This window comes from Bradyrhizobium sp. USDA 4486, from assembly GCF_054057995.1.
In genome coordinates, this window is record NZ_JBSRZV010000001.1 from 5,600,266 (window position 1) to 5,622,457 (window position 22,192).

The 22,192-nt window shown below is 65.0% G+C and carries 22 protein-coding genes; 8 read left to right on the forward strand and 14 right to left on the reverse strand.

Features of this window, described 5'->3' with window-relative positions:
• Positions 1-47: 47 nt before the first annotated feature.
• The 10 genes from ACVWY3_RS26505 to cysG all read right to left on the reverse strand — a co-directional run bounded on the left by ACVWY3_RS26505 (position 48) and on the right by cysG (position 9,289).
• Positions 48-548 carry a CAP domain-containing protein gene (locus ACVWY3_RS26505; protein WP_456841086.1) on the reverse strand — a complete coding sequence of 167 codons (501 nt, stop codon included), beginning with the start codon at positions 546-548 and terminating at the stop codon, positions 48-50.
• 166 nt (positions 549-714) lie between these two features.
• On the reverse strand, positions 715-1,749 hold the full coding sequence (locus ACVWY3_RS26510) for a sulfate/molybdate ABC transporter ATP-binding protein (RefSeq protein ID WP_456841087.1): 1,035 nt from the start codon (positions 1,747-1,749) through the stop codon (positions 715-717).
• Positions 1,739-2,650 carry a sulfate ABC transporter permease subunit CysW gene (gene cysW, locus ACVWY3_RS26515; protein WP_456841088.1) on the reverse strand — a complete coding sequence of 304 codons (912 nt, stop codon included), beginning with the start codon at positions 2,648-2,650 and terminating at the stop codon, positions 1,739-1,741. Before cysW ends, ACVWY3_RS26510 begins: the two co-directional genes overlap by 11 nt.
• Before the next feature lie 10 nt (positions 2,651-2,660).
• Positions 2,661-3,497 (reverse strand): sulfate ABC transporter permease subunit CysT, encoded by an 837-nt coding sequence (gene cysT, locus ACVWY3_RS26520; protein ID WP_456841089.1) that lies wholly within the window; start codon positions 3,495-3,497, stop codon positions 2,661-2,663.
• A gap of 36 nt (positions 3,498-3,533) precedes the next feature.
• The gene (locus ACVWY3_RS26525; RefSeq protein ID WP_456841090.1) at positions 3,534-4,535 is read right to left on the reverse strand and encodes a sulfate ABC transporter substrate-binding protein; all 1,002 of its coding nucleotides are present in this window, start codon (positions 4,533-4,535) and stop codon (positions 3,534-3,536) included.
• Between the two features lie 124 nt (positions 4,536-4,659).
• On the reverse strand, positions 4,660-5,385 hold the full coding sequence (locus ACVWY3_RS26530) for a phosphoadenylyl-sulfate reductase (protein ID WP_456841091.1): 726 nt from the start codon (positions 5,383-5,385) through the stop codon (positions 4,660-4,662).
• The gene (locus ACVWY3_RS26535) at positions 5,382-5,897 is read right to left on the reverse strand and encodes a DUF934 domain-containing protein (RefSeq protein ID WP_456841092.1); all 516 of its coding nucleotides are present in this window, start codon (positions 5,895-5,897) and stop codon (positions 5,382-5,384) included. Before ACVWY3_RS26535 ends, ACVWY3_RS26530 begins: the two co-directional genes overlap by 4 nt.
• Positions 5,884-7,539, reverse strand: coding sequence for a nitrite/sulfite reductase (locus tag ACVWY3_RS26540; protein WP_456841093.1), 1,656 nt, complete (start codon positions 7,537-7,539; stop codon positions 5,884-5,886). The genes ACVWY3_RS26535 and ACVWY3_RS26540 overlap by 14 nt, the downstream gene beginning before the upstream one ends.
• An 11-nt stretch (positions 7,540-7,550) precedes the next feature.
• Entirely contained in the window at positions 7,551-7,868 is a 318-nt protein-coding gene (locus ACVWY3_RS26545) for a DUF2849 domain-containing protein (RefSeq protein WP_456841094.1), read from the reverse strand.
• Positions 7,865-9,289: a siroheme synthase CysG gene (cysG, locus tag ACVWY3_RS26550; RefSeq protein WP_456841095.1), complete on the reverse strand. Its 1,425-nt coding sequence runs from the start codon at positions 9,287-9,289 to the stop codon at positions 7,865-7,867. The genes ACVWY3_RS26545 and cysG overlap by 4 nt, the downstream gene beginning before the upstream one ends.
• A gap of 245 nt (positions 9,290-9,534) precedes the next feature.
• Here cysG and cysD point away from each other — a divergent pair, with 245 nt between their 5' ends.
• From cysD to ACVWY3_RS26570, 4 genes are all read left to right on the forward strand, one after another.
• Positions 9,535-10,329: a sulfate adenylyltransferase subunit CysD gene (gene cysD / locus ACVWY3_RS26555; protein WP_456843466.1), complete on the forward strand. Its 795-nt coding sequence runs from the start codon at positions 9,535-9,537 to the stop codon at positions 10,327-10,329.
• A 19-nt stretch (positions 10,330-10,348) separates the two neighbouring features.
• Positions 10,349-12,265: an adenylyl-sulfate kinase gene (gene cysC, locus ACVWY3_RS26560; protein ID WP_456841096.1), complete on the forward strand. Its 1,917-nt coding sequence runs from the start codon at positions 10,349-10,351 to the stop codon at positions 12,263-12,265.
• Between the two features lie 297 nt (positions 12,266-12,562).
• On the forward strand, positions 12,563-14,728 hold the full coding sequence (locus ACVWY3_RS26565; protein ID WP_456841097.1) for a malate synthase G: 2,166 nt from the start codon (positions 12,563-12,565) through the stop codon (positions 14,726-14,728).
• Positions 14,729-14,872: 144 nt separating this feature from the next.
• Positions 14,873-15,073, forward strand: a complete 201-nt coding sequence (locus tag ACVWY3_RS26570; RefSeq protein ID WP_164934719.1) for a CsbD family protein — start codon at positions 14,873-14,875, stop codon at positions 15,071-15,073.
• Positions 15,074-15,234: 161 nt separating this feature from the next.
• On the opposite strand, the gene ACVWY3_RS26575 is transcribed toward ACVWY3_RS26570, so the two are convergent.
• Complete coding sequence (locus tag ACVWY3_RS26575) at positions 15,235-15,390, reverse strand: Thivi_2564 family membrane protein (protein ID WP_008546817.1); 156 nt, start codon at positions 15,388-15,390, stop codon at positions 15,235-15,237.
• A gap of 271 nt (positions 15,391-15,661) precedes the next feature.
• Here ACVWY3_RS26575 and ACVWY3_RS26580 point away from each other — a divergent pair, with 271 nt between their 5' ends.
• Positions 15,662-17,752, forward strand: coding sequence for a methyl-accepting chemotaxis protein (locus ACVWY3_RS26580; protein ID WP_456841098.1), 2,091 nt, complete (start codon positions 15,662-15,664; stop codon positions 17,750-17,752).
• 224 nt (positions 17,753-17,976) lie between these two features.
• Here ACVWY3_RS26580 and ACVWY3_RS26585 read toward each other — a convergent pair whose 3' ends face one another.
• Both ACVWY3_RS26585 and ACVWY3_RS26590 read right to left on the reverse strand, forming a co-directional pair.
• Positions 17,977-18,630, reverse strand: coding sequence for a DUF2865 domain-containing protein (locus ACVWY3_RS26585; protein ID WP_456841099.1), 654 nt, complete (start codon positions 18,628-18,630; stop codon positions 17,977-17,979).
• 16 nt (positions 18,631-18,646) lie between these two features.
• Entirely contained in the window at positions 18,647-19,435 is a 789-nt protein-coding gene (locus tag ACVWY3_RS26590) for a L,D-transpeptidase (protein WP_456841100.1), read from the reverse strand.
• A 208-nt stretch (positions 19,436-19,643) separates the two neighbouring features.
• Between ACVWY3_RS26590 and ACVWY3_RS26595 the strand changes: the two genes are divergently transcribed.
• From ACVWY3_RS26595 to ACVWY3_RS26605, 3 genes are all read left to right on the forward strand, one after another.
• Positions 19,644-20,756, forward strand: coding sequence for an AI-2E family transporter (locus tag ACVWY3_RS26595; RefSeq protein WP_456841101.1), 1,113 nt, complete (start codon positions 19,644-19,646; stop codon positions 20,754-20,756).
• A 78-nt stretch (positions 20,757-20,834) separates the two neighbouring features.
• Entirely contained in the window at positions 20,835-21,206 is a 372-nt protein-coding gene (locus ACVWY3_RS26600; RefSeq protein WP_456841102.1) for a DUF883 family protein, read from the forward strand.
• A gap of 82 nt (positions 21,207-21,288) precedes the next feature.
• The gene (locus tag ACVWY3_RS26605) at positions 21,289-21,744 is read left to right on the forward strand and encodes a hypothetical protein (RefSeq protein WP_456841103.1); all 456 of its coding nucleotides are present in this window, start codon (positions 21,289-21,291) and stop codon (positions 21,742-21,744) included.
• Positions 21,745-21,746: 2 nt separating this feature from the next.
• On the opposite strand, the gene ACVWY3_RS26610 is transcribed toward ACVWY3_RS26605, so the two are convergent.
• The gene (locus tag ACVWY3_RS26610) at positions 21,747-21,929 is read right to left on the reverse strand and encodes a hypothetical protein (protein WP_456841104.1); all 183 of its coding nucleotides are present in this window, start codon (positions 21,927-21,929) and stop codon (positions 21,747-21,749) included.
• Between the last annotated feature and the right edge of the window lie 263 nt (positions 21,930-22,192).

Below are 22,192 nucleotides of genomic sequence, written 5' to 3' on the forward strand. Positions count from 1 at the left end.
GGCGACAGTCGGTCACCGCGTCAATGCATCCCGGGATCAAGTCTGGCTTATCGGTCCGTCGAGGCCAGGATCATGGTCCAGAACACCTTGTATTTGGTGCCGGGAGCATAGCTCGCCGCAATGCCCAATTTTGTGACACCGTTCTTGAGCATGTTGGCACGGTGCGGAGGCGAGTCGCGCCAGCCGGAAAACGCTTCCGCCAGCGTGTGATAGCCGGCCGAAATGTTCTCGACTGCCACGGTCGCGGGATAGCCGCCGGTGGCGAGGCGCTTGGCCAACGGCGCACGGACGTCGTGGTCCATCTTGTTGGCCGCCGCCATGGCCTGGGACTGGGATTCGGCGAGCCGCATCAAATCGGGATCGACCACGACCGTGCCGAGCATGTTGTTCTGGCGGTATTGCGAGATCATAATCGCGGCTGCCTGCGCATCGAGCTGGGCCCCGGGGACGGCCATGTCGGCATACATCGACGGCTGCTGGACCGGCACCTCATTGCCGGCGCAGCCGGCGAGAAGCAAAAGAATGAGAATTGCGGCCGCAGCGCGCATGGATCGGGGCCCCCAAATGAGGGGGCCGTTGTTGCATACCAACCGTGGCTGAAAGGTGAATTTTGAGGAAAATCGACGCAAGTCGTTCCGGGGCGATGCGAAGCATCGAACCCGGAATCTCGAGATTCCGGGTCTGGTCCTTCGGACCATCCCGGAATGACGGACGTTAGCCCGCAAAGATCCTGTAGCGCCTCGGCTCGAGGCCGATGGTATCGCCGGCGCGGAGTTCCTTGTCGCGGGGAGCGTCGATCTCGATGGTTTCGCCGCCTGACAATGCGACCTCCGCGCGCTGCACCGGACCAAAATTGCGGACGTGCTGGACCGCGCCCTCGAATGCGCCGCTGCCGGGCGGGCCGACCAGCATGTCATGTCGCCGCACGAACAGTTTTGACGCGCCAGGCACAAGCCCGTCCGCGGCGAGGGCGAGCGGCCGGTCGCCGAGCCTGATCACGCCGCCATCGACCTGCACCGGCAGCTCGATGGATTCGCCGATGAAGCCGTGGACGAAGGCGGTCGCGGGCGTCTCGTAGACGTCGTCGGGCGAGCCGATCTGCTCGATCTTGCCCTTGTCCATCACCACGACGCGGTTGGCGACTTCGAGCGCCTCCTCCTGATCGTGGGTGACGAAGATCGAGGTGACGTTGATCTCGTGATGCAGCGAGCGCAGCCACCTTCGCAGCTCTTTCCGCACCTTGGCATCCAGCGCACCGAAGGGTTCGTCGAGCAGCAGGATGCGCGGCTCGATCGCGAGCGCGCGAGCAAGCGCGATGCGCTGGCGCTGGCCGCCGGAGAGCTGGCTCGGATAACGGTCGGCAAGCCAGTCGAGCTGCACCAGATCGAGCAGCTCCTTCACCCGCGCACGGATGGTCGCTTCGTCCTTGCGGACGGCGCGCGGCTGCACGCGCAGGCCGAAGGCAACGTTCTCGAACACGCTCATGTGGCGGAACAGCGCGTAATGCTGAAACACGAAGCCGACGTGCCGCTCGCGCGCGCCCTGCGCCAGCGCGTCCTCGCCGTTGAAGGAGACTTCGCCGGAATCCGGCCAGTCGAGGCCGGCGATGATCCGCAGCAAGGTGGTCTTGCCGGAGCCGGAGGGACCGAGCAGCGCCAGCAGCTCGCCATTGTCGACCCTGAGGTCGACGCCATCGAGCGCGGCAAAGCTGCCGAACTTCTTGACGAGATTTTTGACTTCAATGGTCATTGACGTCGTGTCCTTCGTCGAGGTGACGTTCGAGAATTGTCTTGGCGACCAGCGTGATCAGCGCCAGCATCGCGAGCAGCGAAGCGATCGCGAACGCGGCGACGAACTGGTACTCGTTGTAGAGGATCTCGACCAGGAGCGGCATGGTGTTGGTCTCGCCGCGGATATGGCCCGAGACGACGGAGACCGCGCCGAACTCTCCCATCGCGCGTGCATTGCAGAGCAGGACGCCGTAGAGCACGCCCCATTTGATGTTGGGCAGCGTGACGCGGAAGAAGGTCTGCAGGCCCGAGGCGCCGAGCGAGATCGCGGCCTCCTCTTCCTGTGTGCCCTGCTCCTGCATTAAGGGGATCAGCGCGCGCGCCACGAACGGAAAGGTCACGAAAGTCGTGGCGAGCGCGATGCCGGGCACCGCGAACAGGATCTGGATGTCGTGATCCCTGAGCCAGCCGCCGAAATAGCCCTGCGCGCCGAACAAGAGCACGAAGACGAGGCCGGAGATCACCGGGCTGACCGAGAACGGCAGGTCGATCAGCGTGATCAGGAAGGTCTTGCCCGGGAAATCGAACTTCGCAATCGCCCATGCCGCCACGAGGCCGAAGACGAGATTGAGGCCGACCGAGATCGCCGCGACGATCAACGTCAGCTTGATCGCCGCCATCGCCTCCGGCTCGCCGAGCGCGGCGAAATAGGCGAGGATCCCTCGCGAGAAGGCTTGTGCGAACACCACGACCAGCGGCAGCACGACGAAGACGGAAAGGAACAGCACCGCCAGCGAGATGATGATGGCGCGCACCGCGCGTGGCTCGGTCCGCAGGCTGTCCTGCGCTGCGGCAGCGTGGGCCCGCGCCCGTGCATCGGGCGACGTCAGCGACACGGTATCCGCAATCTGCATCGTCATCGCATCCTCCTCAGCGCGCCGGGATCCGGCTCTGCGCCCAGCGCTGCAGCCGGTTGACGGCGAAGATGATGACGAAGGAGACGACGAGCATGACCACCGCGATCGCGGTCGCGTCGGCGTAGCGGAATTCGGACAGGCGGATCACGATCAGCAGCGGCGCGATCTCGGAGACGTTGGGCAGGTTGCCGGCGATGAAGATCACCGAGCCGTATTCGCCGACCGCGCGTGCAAAGGCCAGCGCGAGGCCCGTGAGCAGCGCCGGCGCGAGCGAGGGCAGGATCACGCGCACGATGGTCTGCCAGCGGCTGGCCCCCAAGCTACCCGCGGCTTCCTCGATCTCGGGGTCGAGATCCTGCAGCACCGGCTGCACCGTGCGCACCACGAACGGAATACCGATGAAGATCATGGCGACGAAGATGCCGACCGGCGTGAACGCCACCTTGATGCCGAGCACGGCGAGCGGCGCGCCCAGCCAGCCCTTCTCGGCGAACAGCGCGGTCAGCGCGACGCCGGCGACCGCGGTGGGCAGTGCGAAGGGCACATCGACAATGGCATCGAAGATGCGCCGGCCGGGAAAGCGGTAGCGCACCAGCGCCCAGACGATGATGCTGCCCATCACCAGGTTGACGCAGGCCGCGGCGAAGGCGAGGCCGAACGAGACGCGCAGCGCATTCAGGGTGCGGCGGCTGGAGAGAATATTCCAGAACTGCTCGGGGCTGAGCTCGAGCGATTTCAGAAACAGGCCGGCGAGCGGAATCAGAATGATGATGCACAGCCAGGATAGCGTCAGTCCCATCGTGAGACCGAAGCCCGGCAGTGTCCGGCGTCGTGCTGCGAGTGCGCTCACCAGGTCCCCTGTTAAAGCCCCTTCGACAGCGCCCGATCAGTTCTTGTAGATCTGATCGAAGACGCCGCCGTCGGCGAAATGTTCCCTCTGCGCCTTGGTCCAGCCGCCGAATACGTCATCGATGGTGAACAGCTCGACCTTTGCAAACGAGTTTTCGTATTTTTTAGCGATCTCGGGATCGCGCGGCCGGTAGAAATTGCGGGCGGCGATCTCCTGACCTTCCTTGGTGTACCAGTACTGGAGATAGGCATCGGCGGCGTTGCGGGTGCCTTTTTTATCGGCGACCTTGTCGACGATCGCGACCGGCGGCTCGGCGAGGATCGATTGCGGCGGCGCCACGATCTGGAATTTTTCTGGACCGAACTCCTTCAGCGCGAGGAACGCCTCGTTCTCCCAGGCGAGCAGCACGTCGCCGACGCCGCGCTCCACGAAGGTCACGGTGGCGCCGCGCGCGCCGGTGTCGAGCACCGGCACCTGCTGATAGAGCTTGCCGATGAACTCCTTGGTCTTGTCTGCGGAGCCGTACTTCTTCTGCGCAAAGCCCCAGGCCGCCAGATAATTCCAGCGCGCCCCGCCCGACGTCTTCGGGTTCGGCGTGATCACGGCAACGCCGGATTTGAGCAGATCGTCCCAGTCCTTGATGCCCTTGGGATTGCCCTTGCGCACCAGGAACACGATCGTCGAGGTGTAGGGTGATGAATTCTGTGGCAGGCGCTTCTGCCAGTCGGCCGCGATGAGGCCCTTGCCAGCGATGGCGTCGATGTCATAGGCGAGGGCGAGCGTCACCACGTCGGCCTGCAAGCCGTCGATCACCGCGCGCGCCTGAGAGCCGCTGCCGCCATGCGACTGCTTGATCTCGACGCTCTTGCCGGTCTCCTTCTGATAGGCGTTCACGAACGCCTTGTTGAATTCGGCATAGAGCTCCCGCGTCGGATCGTACGACACGTTCAAAAGATTGATGTCGGCAGCGAGAGCCGAGCTTGCCACGAGACCCGATACGAGCAGTCCTGCAGCGAGCGGAACGATACGGCGCATCATGTCCATCTCCATTCACTTCGGCGACGCCAATGTCAGCGAAGGCACGCAGGCGAAACTCGTGGCGAAACACTCTCAAGTCAACGGAACCGGATTTTCTTGTTCGCAGCGTGGCAGATCGACTGTGCTACGAAGTCTTCATCGTGTGGATGCCGCATTCTGTCTTGGCCCGGCCACGCCAGCGACCCGCGCGCTCATCCTCGCCCTCGGCCGTTCTGCTGGTGCAAGGCATACACCCGACCGAACGAAAACCGGACGCCGCAAGTGGGTGACGCGGCAATTTGGCGCGGACGAAAATCGCTTCGAGTTCCTCGCGCGAGACATTGGCAAACGGATTGAACTTCAACCGTGCGCCGTCGTCCTCGACGACCGGAATGTCGGCACGCGCATTGCCCTGGAAGCGCTTGCGGCCGTTGAGCCAGGCATCGAACGGTTTCAGCGCCCGCGCCAGCGGTTCCACCTTGCGGATGCGGCAGCAGGCGTCGGGGTCGGAAAACCAGAGGTCCCGGTCGGGATCCTCGCGCAACAACGTTTCCTCGGCCGGCTTGATCGAGCGAACGTCCCTGAGGCCCAGCGATTCGATCAGCGCGTCGCGATACGTTAGCGTCTCCTCGAACAGCCACCCGGTATCGAGGAAGATCACGGGGATCGCGGGATCGACGTCCGCCATGACCTTGAGCAGCGTTGCCGATTCCGTGCCGAACGACGACACCAGCGCGAGCTTCTCGCGGCCGACCGTCTTCAGCGCCGCGGCGATGATTTCCGCGGGCGAGGCATCCCGCAAGGCGCGATCGAGCTCCTCAGCCGAAGGCAGCGCAGAGACGGATGACACCTGAGGCGCGATCGCGTTCACGTGCCGACACCCTCGGAATGACGCAGCTGCATGCGCCGGTGCAGCGCCGTGATGCGGCCATCGCCGGTCGGCTGGTAAAACACCGAATAGCGCTTGACCGTCTGCATGAAGGCTTCCGCGTCGGCCTGCTTCTTGACCTCGAACGAATCGAAGCCGGCCCGCAGCATGAACACGAACTGGTCGCGCAGCACCTGGCCGGTCGCGCGCAATTCGCCGCGATAGTTATAGCGTTCGCGCAGCAGCCGCGCCTGACTGTAGGCGCGTCCGTCGCGGAAGGTCGGGAACACCAGCGCGACCACGGCGACCTTGCCGAGATACGGCACCAGCTCATCGATGTCGCGGTTGTTCGGCCAGATCACACCGACCTTGCCGGCGCGCTTGAGCAGGCCTGCGGCATCGCCGAGGAAGCGCTCGGCCGGCACCAGGATGTCGCCGCCCTCGGGCAGCGGCGTGTCGACGGCAAGCTTGACGAAGCTGTCGTCGGCGATCTTTCCGCCGTTAACGAGTGGCATAAACGCGCTCCTTGAATGGTTCGACGCCGAGACGCTTCACGGTGTCCATGAACAGCTCCTCGGGCCGCTCGCGCAGCGCGAGATAGGCTTCCACAATGTCCTCGACGACGTCGGCGACCTCGTCGAACTTGACGCCCGGACCGATCAGGGTGCCGAGCGCGGCGTTCTCGTCGGCGCGGCCGCCGATGGTGATCTGGTAGACCTCCTCGCCGTTCTTCTCGACGCCGAGAATGCCGATGTGGCCGACATGGTGATGGCCGCAGGCATTGATGCAGCCGGAGATGTTGATGTGGAGACGGCCGATCAAATTGGCGAGCTCGTGGTTGGCGAAGCGGCGCGTCAGCTCCTGCGCGATCGGGATCGAGCGCGCATTCGCCAGCGAGCAATAGTCCAGCCCCGGGCAGGCGATGATGTCGGTGATCAGATTGACGTTCGGCGTCGCGAGCCCCAGCTTGTCCAGCGCCTTCCACAGCGCCGGCAAGTCGCGCTTGGCGACATGCGGCAGCGCGAGGTTCTGCTCGTGGCCGACGCGAATCTCGCCGAACGAATATTTGTCGGCGAGATCGGCCAGCGCATCCATCTGCTCGGCGGTGGCGTCGCCCGGAGGCCCGCCGGTCGGCTTCAGCGAGATCGTGACGATGGAATAGCCCTGCACCTTGTGCGGGGCCACCGAGTTCTTGCGCCATGCCTCGAACTCGGGATCGGCCGCGGCTTGGCGCAGCTCGTCCGGCATGTGCGGCAGCTTCTCGTAGGCCGGATAGGTGAAGCGCGAGCGGATGTCCTCGATCACCTCGTCGTCGATCTGGAGCGAGGAGTTTCGGATATGCTGCCACTCGTCCTCGACCTCGCGCGAGAATTTCTCGATGCCGAGCTCGTGCACCAGGATCTTGATGCGCGCCTTGTAGATGTTGTCGCGGCGGCCGTACTGATTGTAGACGCGCAGGATCGCCTCGATGTAGCTGAGGATATCGCGGCCATGCACGAAGTGCTTGATGGTCTTGGCGATGAACGGCGTACGGCCGAGACCGCCGCCGACCAGCACCTCGAAGCCGGTCTCGCCTTTCTCGTTCTTGACCAGGCGCAGTCCGATGTCGTGGATCTTGATCGCAGCGCGGTCATGGTCCGAGGCGGTGATCGCGATCTTGAACTTGCGCGGCAGGAACGAGAATTCCGGATGCAGCGTGGTGTGCTGGCGGATCAGCTCCGACCAGATGCGCGGATCCTCGATCTCGCCCGGCGCAACGCCGGCCCATTGGTCGGAGGTGACGTTGCGCATGTTGTTGCCGGAGGTCTGCATCGCGTGGATGCCGACCTTGGCGAGATCTTCGAGCGCGTCCGGCAGCTCGGCGAGCTTGATCCAGTTGAACTGGATGTTCTGCCGCGTGGTGAAATGGCCGTAGCCGCGGTCGTATTTGCGCGCGACATGGGCGAGCGCCCGCAACTGGTTCGTCGCCAGCGTGCCATAGGGAATGGCGACGCGGAACATGTACGCGTGCAGCTGCAGGTAGACGCCGTTCTGAAGCCGCAGCATCTTGAACTCGTCCTCGGTGAGCTCGCCGGAGAGGCGGCGCTTCACCTGGTCGCGGAACTCCGAGACGCGCTCGTTGACGAGCGTGCGGTCGATTTCGTCGTAAGCATACATAAGAAAGCGCCTTAAACCTGGGCCGGCTGTCCGATGGTCACACCGGTGCGGCGGATCTGCTCGCGCAGATTGCCGGGTTCGATCTTGCCGTCCGCGCCGACCTGCACCGGGGCGATATAGGGGCCGATGGCGCCGACGTCATCGGCTACGGCTTCCGCAAGCAACGCCTTGGCCTCGTCGGAGTTGCGCACGATCGCCGCTTCCGAGAGCTCCGCAGACCAGCTCCTGGCCGCGGTGCGGTAGACCACGATGCCGTCCCAGGTGCGGTTGGCGGTCACGACCGAGGGGCCGGCGATCTTGATCTTCTTCTGTTCGAGGGGGGAGGTCATTCGGCTGCATCCAATAGGTCAGAGATGATTTGTTTTGGGGTTTGGCGGCGAAGTGAGCCGGCATGCCGGACCACGTCGCCGATGATGAGGATGGCGGGACCGCCATGGGTCCGCCGCACGAGCTCGGGCAGATCGCGCAGCGTGCCGATCACGCCTTGCGCGTCCGGTCGCGTGACGCGGGCGAACACGCCGACTGGCGTCTCCGGCGAGCGGCCGGCGGCGAACAGGCCCTCGCGGATCGCAGGTGCCGCCGTCATGCCCATGTAGACCACGACGGTCATCCTGGTGTCGGTCAGCGTCGACCAGTCCACGTTCTCCGCATCGCGCGCCTTGTGCGCGGTGAGGAAGGTGATGCGGGTCGCTTCGTGACGGTAGGTGAGCGGCACCTCGAAATCGGCGGCGCCGCCAAGCCCTGCGGTGATGCCGGGAATGATGGAATAGTCGATGCCGGCGGCGCGCAGCGCTTGGACCTCTTCGCCGCCACGGCCGAACACGAAAGGATCGCCGCCCTTCAGCCGGACCACGCGCTGGCCGGACTGCGCGGCCTCGATCATGCGCTTGTTGATGGCATCCTGGCCGATGCCCGGCTTGCCGACACGGCGGCCGACCGCAACGCGCGTGGTGTCGCGCCGGATGCGATCGAGAATCTCGGGCGAGACCAGCTCGTCATGAAAGACGATGTCGGCGTCCTGCAGCGCGCGCAGCGCCTTGATGGTGAGCAGATCAGGGTCGCCGGGACCGGCACCGACCAGCGCGACCGAGCCTTCCGGCTGGTCCGCGCGTGCGAATGCCGACGGCTCAGAAATGGCCTTGAGCGATGCGGCCGCCTCGCCCCTACGGCCGGCGAGCACGGCGGCCCCGATCGGCCCGTCGATGACGCGCTCCCAGAAACGGCGGCGCAGCGGAAATTCGGCGATCCGCTCATTGATCGATTTGCGAAAGGTGCCGATGAACTCCGCGAGCTCGCCGATGCGCGCGGGCAGCAGCGCCTCGATCTTCTCGCGCACGCGCCGCGCCACCACCGGCGAGGTGCCGCCGGTGCCGACAGCCACCACGACCTCGCCGCGATCGACGATGGCCGGGAAGATGAAGCTGGAATGTTCGAGATCGTCCATGACGTTAACGGGCAGGCCGAGCGACTTGGCGCGAACTGACATGGCGACGCCCACATCGCCCGCAGCGGCGCAGACGATGGCGATGACGCCCGAAAGGTCAGCGGTCAGCGGATCGCTCGATACGAGCTCTACACCCGCCGCGTCTTCCGAGCCGAGGCCGAGGTCATGATTGCCGTCGATCGCGTGCACGCGGATGCGCGCGCCGGCAGCGGCAAGCACGCGCAATTTTGCCCGCAAGAGCTCGCCCGCACCGACGAGGACCACCGGACCGGCCTTGAGATCGAGAAACACCGGCAAGAACCGCATGCGATACTCGCTTCCCCCACATCCGGGGTTGACTGGAATTATTTTCTATATATGTGTCGTTTCTAGCGCGCAAAGAGAAAATTTTTTCTTCTCTTCTGCACCGCAACTATAGAATTTTCGCCTCCAAACGCAAAGTGGCAGAGATGCATCTTCTCAAGGACGATTCCGCTGCTGACGGACTGAGCAGCCCGGCTCTCGCAGAGCGCGTGCGCGCGCAAGAATTTTCCGCCGATCTTGCGCCCAGCATGGACCATCTCGACCAGCTCGAGGCGCAGAGCATCTACATCTTCCGCGAGGCCTTTGCCCGCCTGAAGAAGATCGCCCTCCTGTGGTCGCTCGGCAAGGACTCCAACGTCATGATCTGGCTGGCGCGGAAGGCGTTCTTCGGCCGCATGCCGTTTCCGGCGCTCCATGTCGATACCGGCAAGAAGTTTCCGGAGATGTATCGCTTCCGCGATCATTACGGGAAGGAGTGGGATCTCGATCTGCGCGTCGAGCCCTGTCCGCCGATCGATGCCGTCGACCCGACGCTGCCGCCGGCCGCCCGTTCCGCCGCGCGCAAGACCGAGGGCCTCAAGATGGCGCTCGCCAAATACGGCTTCGATGGCCTCATCGCCGGCATCCGCCGCGACGAGGAAGCCACCCGCGCCAAGGAGCGCGTGTTCTCGCCGCGTGGTCTCGAAGGCAATTGGGACGTCCGCGACCAACCGCCGGAGTTCTGGGACCATTTCAACGCCTCGCCGCCGCAAGGCGCGCATCTGCGCATCCACCCGATCCTGCATTGGACCGAGGCCGACATCTGGGCCTACACCAAGCGCGAGAACATTCCTATCATCCCGCTTTATCTTGCCAAGAACGGCAAGCGCTATCGCTCGCTGGGCGATCAGGACATCACCAATCCCGTGAATTCGACCGCGTCGACCATCGACGAGATCCTGATCGAGCTCGAGCAGACCAAGGTGCCGGAGCGCGCCGGCCGTGCGCTCGACCATGAGACCGAGGACGCTTTCGAGCGCCTGCGCGTCGCCGGCTATCTCTGATCTTAGGAGCACCGCGGCTATGAACATGATCGTCACCCCCACGTCGTCCGCCACGCCGAACGGCACCACGCGTCCGCAAGTGCGCATTGTCATCGTCGGCCATGTCGATCACGGCAAGTCGACGCTGGTCGGCCGCCTTCTGCACGAGACCGGCAGCCTGCCCGAGGGCAAGCTGGAGATGCTGAAGGCCGTCAGCGCGCGGCGCGGCATGCCGTTCGAATGGTCGTTCCTGCTCGATGCGCTGCAGACCGAGCGCGACCAGGGCATCACCATCGACACCACGCAGATCCGCTTCCGCACCAATTCGCGCGACATCGTCCTGATCGACGCGCCCGGCCACGCCGAATTCCTGCGCAACATGATCACCGGCGCCTCGCAGGCCGACGGTGCCGTGCTGATCATCGACGCGCTCGAAGGCGTGCGCGACCAGACCAGGCGGCACGGCTATTTGCTGCATCTGCTTGGCGTGAAGCAGGTCGCAGTCGTCGTCAACAAGATGGACCGCGTCGATTTCTCGGCCGACCGCTTCAAGGAAATCAGCGACGAGATCTCGGCGCATCTGAGCGGCCTCGGCGTGACGCCGACGGCTGTGATCCCGATCTCCGCGCGCGACGGTGACGGTGTCGCCGAACGCACCGACCGCATCGGCTGGTACAAGGGTCCGACCGTGGTCGAGGCGATTGACCGGCTGGAGCCGGCACGGCCGCTGGAGACGCTGGCGCTGCGCCTGCCGGTGCAGGCGATCTACAAGTTCGACGATCGCCGCATCGTGGCGGGCCGCATCGAATCCGGCAGCCTCGTTGCCGGCGACGAGATCGTGATCATGCCTGCCGGCAAGATCGCGAAGATCAAGTCCGTCGAGAGCTGGCCGATGACACCGGTCACGAGCCGTCAGGGCGCGGGCCGCTCGGTCGGCATCACGCTCGACCGTGAATTGTTCATCGAGCGCGGCGACATCGTCGCGCATGCCGGCACAGCCCCGCGCGAGACGCGGCGGCTGCGCGCGCGCATCTTCTGGCTGCACGATAAGCCGCTCAACAAGGGCGACCAGCTCCTGGTCCGCTGCGGCCCGAAGGAAAGCCGCGCCACCGTCGTCACCATCGAGAAGGCGGTCGATCCCGGCGAGCTCTCGAGCAGCGAGAACAAGGCAATCGGGCGTAATCATGTCGGCGAGATCGACATTTCTCTTTCGAACCCGATCGCAACCGATCCCTACACCGAGAACCCGCGCACGGGCCGCCTGGTGATCGAGGTGTCCGGCCGTATCGCCGGCGGCGGCCTCGTGCTGTCGGTCGATGCCGGCCAGCGCGCCGTGCCTGTTGACATCGTGCCGGTGGGATCGGCGCTGCGTGCGGACGAGCGCTCGGCGCGCTATCGCCACAACGGCGCCGTGGTCTGGCTCACCGGCCTGCCGGCGTCCGGCAAGTCGACGCTGGCAAGGGCGCTGGAGCGGCGCCTCTTCACCAATGGCGGCTCGCCGATCCTGCTCGACGGCGACACGCTGCGTGCCGGGCTCAACAGCGATCTCGGCTTCTCTGCCGCCGATCGCAGCGAGAACATCCGCCGCCTCGCCGAGGTCGCGACCCATCTCGCCCGCAACGGCCATATCGCCATCGTCGCCGCCGTCTCGCCGGCCCGCGAGGACCGCGCCGCCGCGCGCCGCATCGCCGACACCGCGTTCCGCGAGATTCATGTCGCGACCCCGGCGGAGGTGTGCGAGGAGCGCGACCCCAAGGGCCACTACAAGAAGGCTAGAGCTGGTGCGCTCGCCTCGTTCACCGGCATCGGCAACGACTACGAGGCGCCGCAGGCCGCCGAGCTCGTGATCGACACGTCGAAGCGGACGGTCGCTGAAGCCGCGGACGAGATCGAGCAGATGCTGAAGACATCAGGCGTGCTGTTCGACGAGCTTGTGGACCTCGCCGCGAATATTTGAGCCTGCCCTATTCGCAGCTGTCTCGTCGCCCGGCTCGACCGGGCGACCCAGTATTCCAGACACGATTGAGGTGCGGAGAAACCGCGGCGTACTGGATTCCCCGCTTTCGCGGGGAATGACAGCGGTGCATCTGGCCACCCCACCTCACCTTGACATTTTGACAAGCCTTTTGGGGGGTCTTCTCACCGCCCCGATTTTGGGGCTAATAAGTCCCGAAAGCCGCCCCTCGTGGGCGCATTTTGCTGCTGTCGGGTCAAAAGCAGCCAAAAACAGCCATTTCCAACAAGAAAGCCCATCATGAAACGCGTCGACGCCCACGGATTGAAGATCGCTCCCGTCCTGTTTGACTTCATCGCCAAGGAAGCGGCCCCGAAAACGGGGATCGCGCCGGATGCGTTCTGGGCCGGGGTCGCCGCCATCATCAAGGAGCTGGGGCCGAAGAATCGCGAACTGCTCGCCTTCCGCGACACGCTGCAGGCCAAGATCGACGATTGGCACCGCGCCAACAAGGGGAAGACGTTCGATCTCGACGCCTACACCGCCTTCCTGAAGGAGATCGGCTATCTCGTCCCGGAGCCGGCGACGCAGAAGGTCGAGACCGCCAATGTCGACGAGGAGATCGGCAAGATCTGCGGCCCGCAGCTGGTCGTGCCCCTCACCAATGCGCGCTACGCGCTGAACGCGGCGAATGCGCGCTGGGGCTCGCTCTATGACGCCTTCTACGGCACCGACGCGATCCCGCACGATCCCTCAGAGACCGGCAAGGGCTACAACAAGGCCCGCGGCGACAAGGTGATCGCCAAGGCCAAGGCGTTCCTCGACGCCGCCGCGCCGCTCGCGACCGGCAGCCACACCGACGTGACCGCCTACAGCGTGGTCGCGGGCCAGCTCGCGGTGAAGCTCAAGAGCGGCAACGCTACCGCGCTGAAGAACGCCGCGCAGTTCGCGGGCTTCCAGGGCGATGCAGCCGCGCCGTCCGCCGTGCTGCTCACCAACAACGGACTGCATGTCGAGGTGAAGATCGACCGCAGCAGCGCGATCGGCAAGGACGATCCGGCCGGCGTCGCCGACATGATCCTGGAGGCCGCCGTCTCGACCATTCTCGACATGGAAGACTCGGTCGCTGCCGTGGACGCCGAGGACAAGGTGCTGGTCTATCGCAACACGCTCGGCCTGATGAACGGCACGTTGTCGGCGGACTTCGAAAAAGGCGGCAAGACGCTGACGCGCTCGCTCAACGCCGACCGCGTCTACAAGACGCCGGACGGCAAAGGCGAGCTCAAGCTGCACGGCCGCAGCCTGCTCCTGATGCGCAATTGCGGTCACCACATGTTCACCGACGCGGTGCTCGACGAGAAGGGCGAGGAAGTCCCGGAAGGCCTGCTCGATGCCGCCGTCTCGGGCCTGCTCGCGATCCACGACCTCAAGGGCAACTCCAAGGTCAAGAACAGCCGCACGGGATCGGCCTACATCGTCAAGCCGAAGATGCACGGCCCGGACGAGGTGTCGCTGACCTGCGAGATATTCGATCGCGTCGAGAAGATGCTGGGTCTGCCCGAGAACACGCTCAAGGTCGGCATCATGGACGAGGAGCGTCGCACCACCGTCAACCTCAAGGCCTGCATCCAGCGCGCCTCCAAGCGCATCATGTTCATCAACACCGGCTTCCTCGACCGCACCGGCGACGAGATCCACACCTCGATGGAAGCGGGCCCGATGATCCGCAAGAACGAGATGAAGGCGCAAGCCTGGATCAAGGCCTATGAGGACTGGAACGTCGACATGGGCCTGACCTGTGGCCTGCCCGGCCATGCCCAGATCGGCAAGGGCATGTGGGCCGCGCCCGACAAGATGGCGGACATGCTGTCGCAGAAGCTCGCGCATCCTCAAGCCGGCGCCACCACCGCCTGGGTCCCCTCGCCGACCGCAGCAACCTTGCACGCGCTGCACTACCACCAGGTCAACGTCATCGCGCGCCAGCAGGAGCTGACCAAGGCCGGCCCGCGTGCAAAGCTCTCGGACATCCTCACCATTCCGGTGTCGAAGTCGAACTGGGCCCCTGATGACGTCAAGCAGGAGATCGACAACAACTGCCAGGGTATCCTCGGCTATGTGGTGCGCTGGATCGACCAGGGCGTCGGCTGCTCCAAGGTGCCTGACATCCACGATGTCGGCCTGATGGAAGACCGCGCCACCTTGCGCATCTCCAGCCAGCATCTCGCCAACTGGCTGCACCAGGGCGTGATCACCGAGGCGCAGGTGATGGAATCGCTCAAGCGCATGGCCGTCGTCGTCGACAAGCAGAATGCGGGCGATCCGATCTACAAGCCGATGGCGCCCGGCTTCGACGGCGTCGCCTTCAAGGCGGCCTGCGACCTCATCTTCAGGGGACGCGAGCAGCCGAACGGCTACACCGAATACATCCTCACCGCGCGCCGCCGCGAGGCCAAGGCGCTTGGATAACGGCGGCGGGCGTGCGACGTCACTCGAATGTCAAAAGCCCCGGCGCGTGCCGAGGCTTTTTTGTTGGACGAAACGTCGCGTTGCGTCGCGGAACTGGCTGCACCGGCCTCGCGTTATCGGGCCATCAACTAATGGGAGATGGTCATGGACTGGAATCGGATCGAAGGAAACTGGAAGCAGTTCAAGGGATCAGCCAAGGAGAAGTGGGGCAAGCTCACTGACGATGATCTTCGATTGATCGAGGGTCGTCGCGAGCAGCTCGAGGGCCGGCTCCAGGAACGCTACGGCAAGGCCAAGGACCAGGTTCGCCAGGACGTCGACGACTGGTTGAAGTCGCTGCACTAAAGCGCGATGAGATTGGGACGAATCGTCATCGCGCTTTAGCTCGTTGTTTGAGCATGATCTTTTCGGAAAACCGCTGCGCACTTTTCCGGATCATGCTTTAGCGCGGCACGAAAAGCCCCGGCGCGCGCCGGGGCTTTTGTTTGGGTCGTAGCCCGCTCCCGCTAAAAGACCGCGAGGTACTTCAATAACGAGACGATGCCGATGATGATCACGATCACGCGCGCGATCTGCTTGGCGCGGCCGTCCATCGGCAGCATGTTGATGAGATAAAGCACGAGAATGACGACGAGAAAGGTGACGAGTACGCCCACCAGCATCGCGAGGCCCCCTTCTGGCAAGTTGCGAACGTTATCTTAACGCCTGTGTCCCGCGCCGGTTCCATCGCAGCAACCCACTGCAACTTCTAGTAAATGCGTACTTCTACCGGCAGGCGGGCTGCCGAAAACTTTACCCTTTTCCTTTCATAGGCAGAAACCGCTCGGGCCATGAGGCACAAGCGGCTTGTGATTGCCGATTCTTGCGGGCCCCACCTTTTCGTCGTTGCTGGGGCGCTTCGACCAACTTCGAAATTGGGAATTGGGGACTTCGATGCTCAATCGCCTGACCGTATCCGCGCTGCTGAAGGCGGTGATTGCGATCACGTCGGTCTGCGTGGTGATTGCACTCTCGCTCACCGCCTACGAGTCCTGGGATCGCCTCAAGACCGCCAACCGCATCTCGCAGATCGCGGACGCTTCCGCCGATCTGTTCAAGGCGATGCACAATCTGCGCACCGATCGCGCGAGCACCAGCCGGCTCCTCAATGCGACCGAGCCGATGGATTCCGAGATCGAGAAATATCTGCGCGCGATCCGCGACGCCGAGATGCCGGCGATGGTACACGCGCTGGAGCTGCTGCCGGACATGGACTTCCCGCAATCGGGCGCGCTGGTGCCGGAGCTCGCGCGCCTCTACAAGTCGCTGACGGAGGAGCAGAAGCAGTTCTGGGAGGAGGTTGCCAAGCCCAAGGACCAGCGTCGCGCCGGCCTGCCGAAGGAATATATGGACACGACGCAGGGCCTACTCGAGACGCTCGACAAGCTCTCGAACATCCTGGCCGCCAGCGTCAACCATCAGGACGCGGAGATCGACCAGCTGCTGTCGATCAAGCAGAATGCCTGGCTGTTGCGCAACACCGCCGGCGAAGCCTCGCTGATCATCTCGACCGGGCTCAACGCCGGCCGCATCACGCCGGAGGCCCGTCTCGCCTACACCCAATATGTCGGCGGAACGGCCGCGGCGTGGAAGGCGCTGGAACTGTCGGCCTCGGGCATGCAATTGCCGCCGGCCCTGTCATCGGCCATGGCGACGGTCAAGACCGCCTATTTCGATCCGCAATATCTGGCGCTGCGCGATCGCCTCGCCAATACGCTCGCCAATGGCGAAAAGGCCGAGTTGACCGCGAACCAATGGACCCCGGTCACGGTGGGCCGCCTCGCCGGCGCGGTGGCCGTGGCCGAGACCGCGCTCGATGCCGCCAAGAGCCATACGCTGGACCAGCGCGGCGCGGCTCAGCGCGCACTGATCGTGCAGCTCATGCTTCTCGCGCTCGCCATCGGACTTGCCGCCGGGGCGATCATGCTGGTCAGCCGCCGCGTCATCCATCCGCTCAACGCTATTCGCGACGCCATGCTCAAGGTCGCCGGCGGCGATCTCGCGGTCGATAGCGGCTATCTCGACCGCCAGGACGAGATCGGCGCGCTCGCCGGCGCACTGGAGACCTTCAAGCAGCAGGCGGCCGAGAAGCTCAAGATCGAAGCGCAGGAGCGCGAGCGCAATGCCGGCGCGGCCGCTCGGCAGCGCGCGGTCGAGGCCTATGTCGGCGAATTCGAGGGCGCGGTGCGCAAGACGCTGGGCGAATTGAGCGAAGCCTCCAGCGAGATGCGCAAGACCTCAGGCGATCTCTCTGCGGTGTCGCAAAAGACCAACGACCGCGTCCAGGTCGCTGGCAAGGCCTCCAACGACGCCTCGATGAGCGTTGACAGCGTCGCCGCCGCCGAGGAGCTTTCGGCCTCGATCAACGATATCAGCCAGCAGGCGGCCCACGCCGCAGGCATCGCCAGCCGTGCCGTCAACCAGGCCCGCGAGACCGATGGCACGGTGCAGGGGCTGGCCCAGTCCGCAGGCCGCATCGGCGAGGTGATCGGGCTGATCAACACCATCGCGGCGCAGACCAATCTGCTCGCGCTCAACGCCACGATCGAGGCGGCGCGCGCCGGCGAGGCCGGCCGCGGCTTTGCCGTCGTCGCCTCCGAGGTCAAGTCGCTGGCGAGCCAGACCGCGAAGGCGACGGAGGAAATTTCCGGTCAGATCGCTGACATCCAGAGGGTGGCGAGCGACGCCATCAACGCGATCCAGACCATCGGCGGCATCATCGGCGAGGTCAATGAAGTAGCCACCGCGATCGCCGCCGCCGTGCAGGAGCAGGGCGCCGCGACACAGGAGATCACCCGCAGCACGCAATTCGCGGCGCAGGGCACCAAGAACGTCTCCGACAACATCACTGGCGTGAAGGCCGACGCCGACACCGCGGCTGGTGCGGCGGAGAACGTCAAGCAGGCCTCGGAGACGCTGGAGACGCAGAGCCGCCAGCTTGGCCAGCAGGTCAGTGATTTCCTGGGCAAGATCCGCGCGGCCTAGGGCACACCGGCGCGACACACTCGGTGTCGTCCCCGCGAAAGCAGGGATCCATCACACAGGAAGTCACGCGCGAGCTGCTAACCCCGAGTTTTCGCCAAACTTCTCCGTGTGGTATCGCGACAAGCGCAAGCGCTCGCGCTGGGGTCCCGGGCTCACCACTTCGGCGCGCTCCGGGACGGCAGTTTTGGCGGAGCAACGAGCGTCGCCAACTCGATGGCGCCGCCCTACTCCTTCGCCACCACGGGCACCTGGCGGAATTTGGCGCGGAGTGATTGCGGCAGCGGGGAGAAGTTCATCGCGACGCCGTGGCGGTCGTTGGCGTTGCGGTTGGCGACGACGAGGCCCTCGGCGCCCGCGACGATGTCGCCCTTGCGCAAGGTGGGATCGTCCTCGACCTTGACCTGGGCGAGCCCGACCGGATCCTTCCCGTTGCAGGTGCAGCCGGCAACGAGCTCGTTGCGGTAGCGGAAGGCGTTGGGCAGGTCGGAATAGGATTTTCCGTTCTCTGTCGTCGCCTCGTCGATATTGCTGCCATAGACCAGCGAGGTTTCGGACGCCGGGCAGAAGCTCTTGCAGGATTGCGCCTTGCTCTCGGCATCGTTGCCCTGCGCCGGGAAGTAACGGCCATCGCAGCCGCGCACGCAATAGGCCGTGCCGCCGCCATAGCTGGCGCGCGCCCGCGGTGCTTCATATCGCGGCATGTCGTCGTCCGGGAACGGGACGCGGATCTGCGGCGGCGGACGCATGCGGAATCCGCCAAACAAGGCCGAGAAGAAATCCTCCGCATGCGCGGACGGCGTCAGCGCGAAGCCGAGAGAAGCGACCGCGAACAATGCTGCCGCGCCACCGGCCAGTTTGCCGATCGAACGTCTGTTCATGTGACCTCTCGCACTCTCAGTTCACGGCCGACGCCGGGATGTTCAGCGCCTGCCGGCCCGAGGGCAGCGTCGTCATCGCCGGGCGCTTGCGAACGGGGTCGCCTCCCTTGGCCATCAGCGGGGCGTTCTTCGGCAGCACCACGACCTTGGCGCCGATATTGACGCGGCTGAACAGATCGATGACGTCCTCGTTGGTCATGCGGATGCAGCCGGAGGAGACGAACTTTCCGATCGTGGTGGGATCGTTGGTGCCGTGGATGCGGTATTCGCTCGAGCCGAGATACATCGCACGCGCGCCGAGCGGATTACCCGGGCCGCCGGCGACGAAGCGCGGCAGATAGGGTTGGCGCGCGATCATCTGGGCCGGCGGATGCCAGTCCGGCCATTCCGCCTTGCGGCTGACGCTCTGCACGCCCGACCAGGTGAAGCCCTCGCGACCCACGCCGACGCCGTAGCGGATGGCACGGCCATTGCCGAGCACGTAGTAGAGATAGGTGTTGCCGGTATCGATGACGATGGTGCCGGCCGGCTCGCTGCGGTCGAAGCTGACGATCTGCTTGCGCAGCCGATCGGGCAGCACGGCATCCTCGTCCCTCGCCTGCGGCTCGTCGGTGACATAGCCCTGGCTGGCATAGCCTCGCGCATAGCTCTGATCTTGCGGATAGAGGGGCGGCTGCATCGGCACATAGCCGAAAGTTTGCGCGCTGGCAGCGCCGAACGGCACTGTCAGCAATGCTGTCGCAAAGGCCACAGCGGTTACGGCGCGCGGCGAGAAGCGGCGACGGACGGCAAGGAACGTTGTCATGTGCTGCCCCGTTGGATCTGTGCATCAGGGGTGATGCGGCTTTCCAGCAAACGCGGCCAAGGCGACTGAAGTTCCGCCGCCGTCTGAGGCAGCGACGTCACAGTCAAGCGAGCGCGACTTCACGAAGCCGCGATGGAACCGCAGCGCCGCGCGCGCGTTGGATGATCAGCAGTGGGCGCGCGGAGGCTTTCCGTGCGGGAGAGATATTGTGCGCGTCCTTCCCAGCGAACGTCTGATTTCCGGTAACGGCGAAGGCGCCCCGCTCCCCGACAGCCATGTCGAGCTGCCGCCGGTCATCCGCCGCACCGAGTTCGTTGCCTTCGCGCTCGCCGGCCTGCTGCTGATCGCGGTCGTGGCCGTGCTCTATGTCGGCAAGCCGTTCTTCCTCCCCGTGGTGATGGCCTTCGTCATCGGCACCATGCTGTCTCCAGCAGCGACGTTCCTGGAGAACCGCAAGGTGCCGCGCGGGGTCGGCGCCGTGCTGATCGTGGTCGCCGTGTCTGCGGTGGTCGCCTTCGTCGTCGCGCTGATCGCCTCGCCGGTGATGGAATGGAGCTCGCGCCTGCCGGAGCTCGGCGCGCAGCTGAAGGACAAGCTGCACGTGCTCGACCGGCCGCTGGCGTTGTGGAAGGAGCTGCAAGCCATGGTCGGCGGCTCGGAGGGGCTGCCGAGCTTCCAGATGCCGAAACTCGAATGGGTGCAGCCGACGCTGGAATTCCTGTCGCCGACCTTCACCGAATTCCTGCTGTTCTTCGTCACGCTCATCCTGTTCATCGCGAGCTGGCGCGATTTGCGGCGGGCGCTGATCATGACCTTCAGCGACCGCGACGCGCGGCTGCGGACGCTACGGATCCTCAACGAGATCGAGGTCCATCTTGGCAACTATCTCCTTACCGTGACCGTCATCAATATCGGCGTCGGGGTTGCCACCGGCGTCGTCTGCGCGCTCACCCGCATGCCCAATCCCGCCGGCCTTGGCGCACTTGCGGCAACCCTCAACTTCATCCCGATCATCGGGCCGATTGCGATGTTCGCCATCCTTGTCGTGGTGGGGCTCGTCGCCTTCCCGACCATCAGCAGCGGCCTGCTTGCCGCTCTCGCCTTCGGCGGCATCACTTTCCTGGAGGGACATTTCGTTACGCCTACCATCATCGGGCGGCGGCTGGCGCTGAATGCGCTCGCCGTGCTGCTCGCGCTCGCGTTCTGGACCTGGCTGTGGGGGCCGATGGGCGCGTTCCTGTCGTCGCCGCTGCTGATCGTCGCACTTATCCTGAAGGAGCATCTTCTGCCGGCGGATGCGCCGCAGTTGCCACAGGACTGACTGGTTTCCGAGAACGGAACTTCCCCGGCGACGAAGCGTTTTCCGGCTATCTCAGCCGTCAACAGTTCGGAGCTCCTGATGTCCACGCCCAACGCCGATGCCGGGATCAGAGACTGGACCGACAAAGCCACCAGAGAACGCCTCGAGAAGGATGTAGCAGCCGTGAAAAGCGATATCGCCACCCTCACCGACCAGATCACCGACGCGCTCAACACCTTTGCGAATTCGACCAGCAAGCAGGCCAGGCGCGGCTATCGCCAGGCGCGCGAGAACATGGATTCGGCGATCGACGACATGTCGGACCGCGGCAGCGCGATGATGGGGGCTGCGCAGGACGCCTACGGATCGATCGAGGAGACGCTGGAAGAGGCGATCACGCAGCGGCCGCTCGCGACTGTCGCTCTCGCGCTCGGCATCGGTTTCCTGATCGGCGCCGCCTGGCGGCGGTAAGGTCCGCGGAACGGATCGAGATAACGGCAGCGCGCCGTGGCGCTGCCCGGCGGCGGCTTGTGGGGGTCTGAGGAGCAAGGCCATGTTTCAGCGCATCATCGACGGGATCAATGCATCCGCAGGCACGACTGTGCGGCTGACCTCGCTCGCCGCAGGCACCGCATTCGCGCTGTTCATCACGACCTGCTTCCTGTGCGCGGCGGCGTTCATCTCCGTGCTCGAGAAATATGGTCCGGTGCAGGCATGCCTCGCGGGGGCCGGCGTCTTCTTCCTGCTGACCCTGACGGCGGCGGTGACCTATTGGGCCTACAAGCGGCAGTTGCGCAAGGAAGCCCATATCGCGGCCGAGCGCGCCGCAAAGTCGGCCGCGCACAGCATGCTTGCCGACCCCATGCTGCTCGCCACGGGACTCCAGATCGTTCGCGCCATCGGGGTCAAGCGGCTCTTGCCGATCCTCGCCATCGGCGGCGTCGCACTGGGCATTATGGCGAGCCGCGCCGGCGTCTCCGACGAGGCCTCGGCCGAGCCGGCGGAGTGACGTCACACCCGGCTGCGGCCGATGCAGATCGCGGCCACCGCGAGCGGCATTGCGAGCGAGATCCACGACAGCGGCAGCCAGAACCCGGTCTGGCCAAGCAGCGCGGAGAGCAGGCCGAAAATGCTCAAAGCTGCGAGCAGCGACGGCCAGCGCCAGATCAGGGCTAGCGAACGGCGTCCGGTCATGCCGCGGCACCTGGCGATCTCAGCGGAAGGGCCGCGGCAGAACCCTTTTGCGTCCTGCTGGCCCGCGACCGCACCAACCAGAGATAAACTCCGCTGGCGAGCACCACGATCGTGACGAGGTCGAGCAGCAGCACTCGGGAGGTCTCTGGTGAGCGGAGAACTAATCGCCCCGCTTTCCGAAAATTGCGTCCCGGGTAGGGTAAAGCGGGCGCCCGCCGACACGCCGGCGCGCGCTTGCGCAATTTTTCACCAGCCGGGACAAA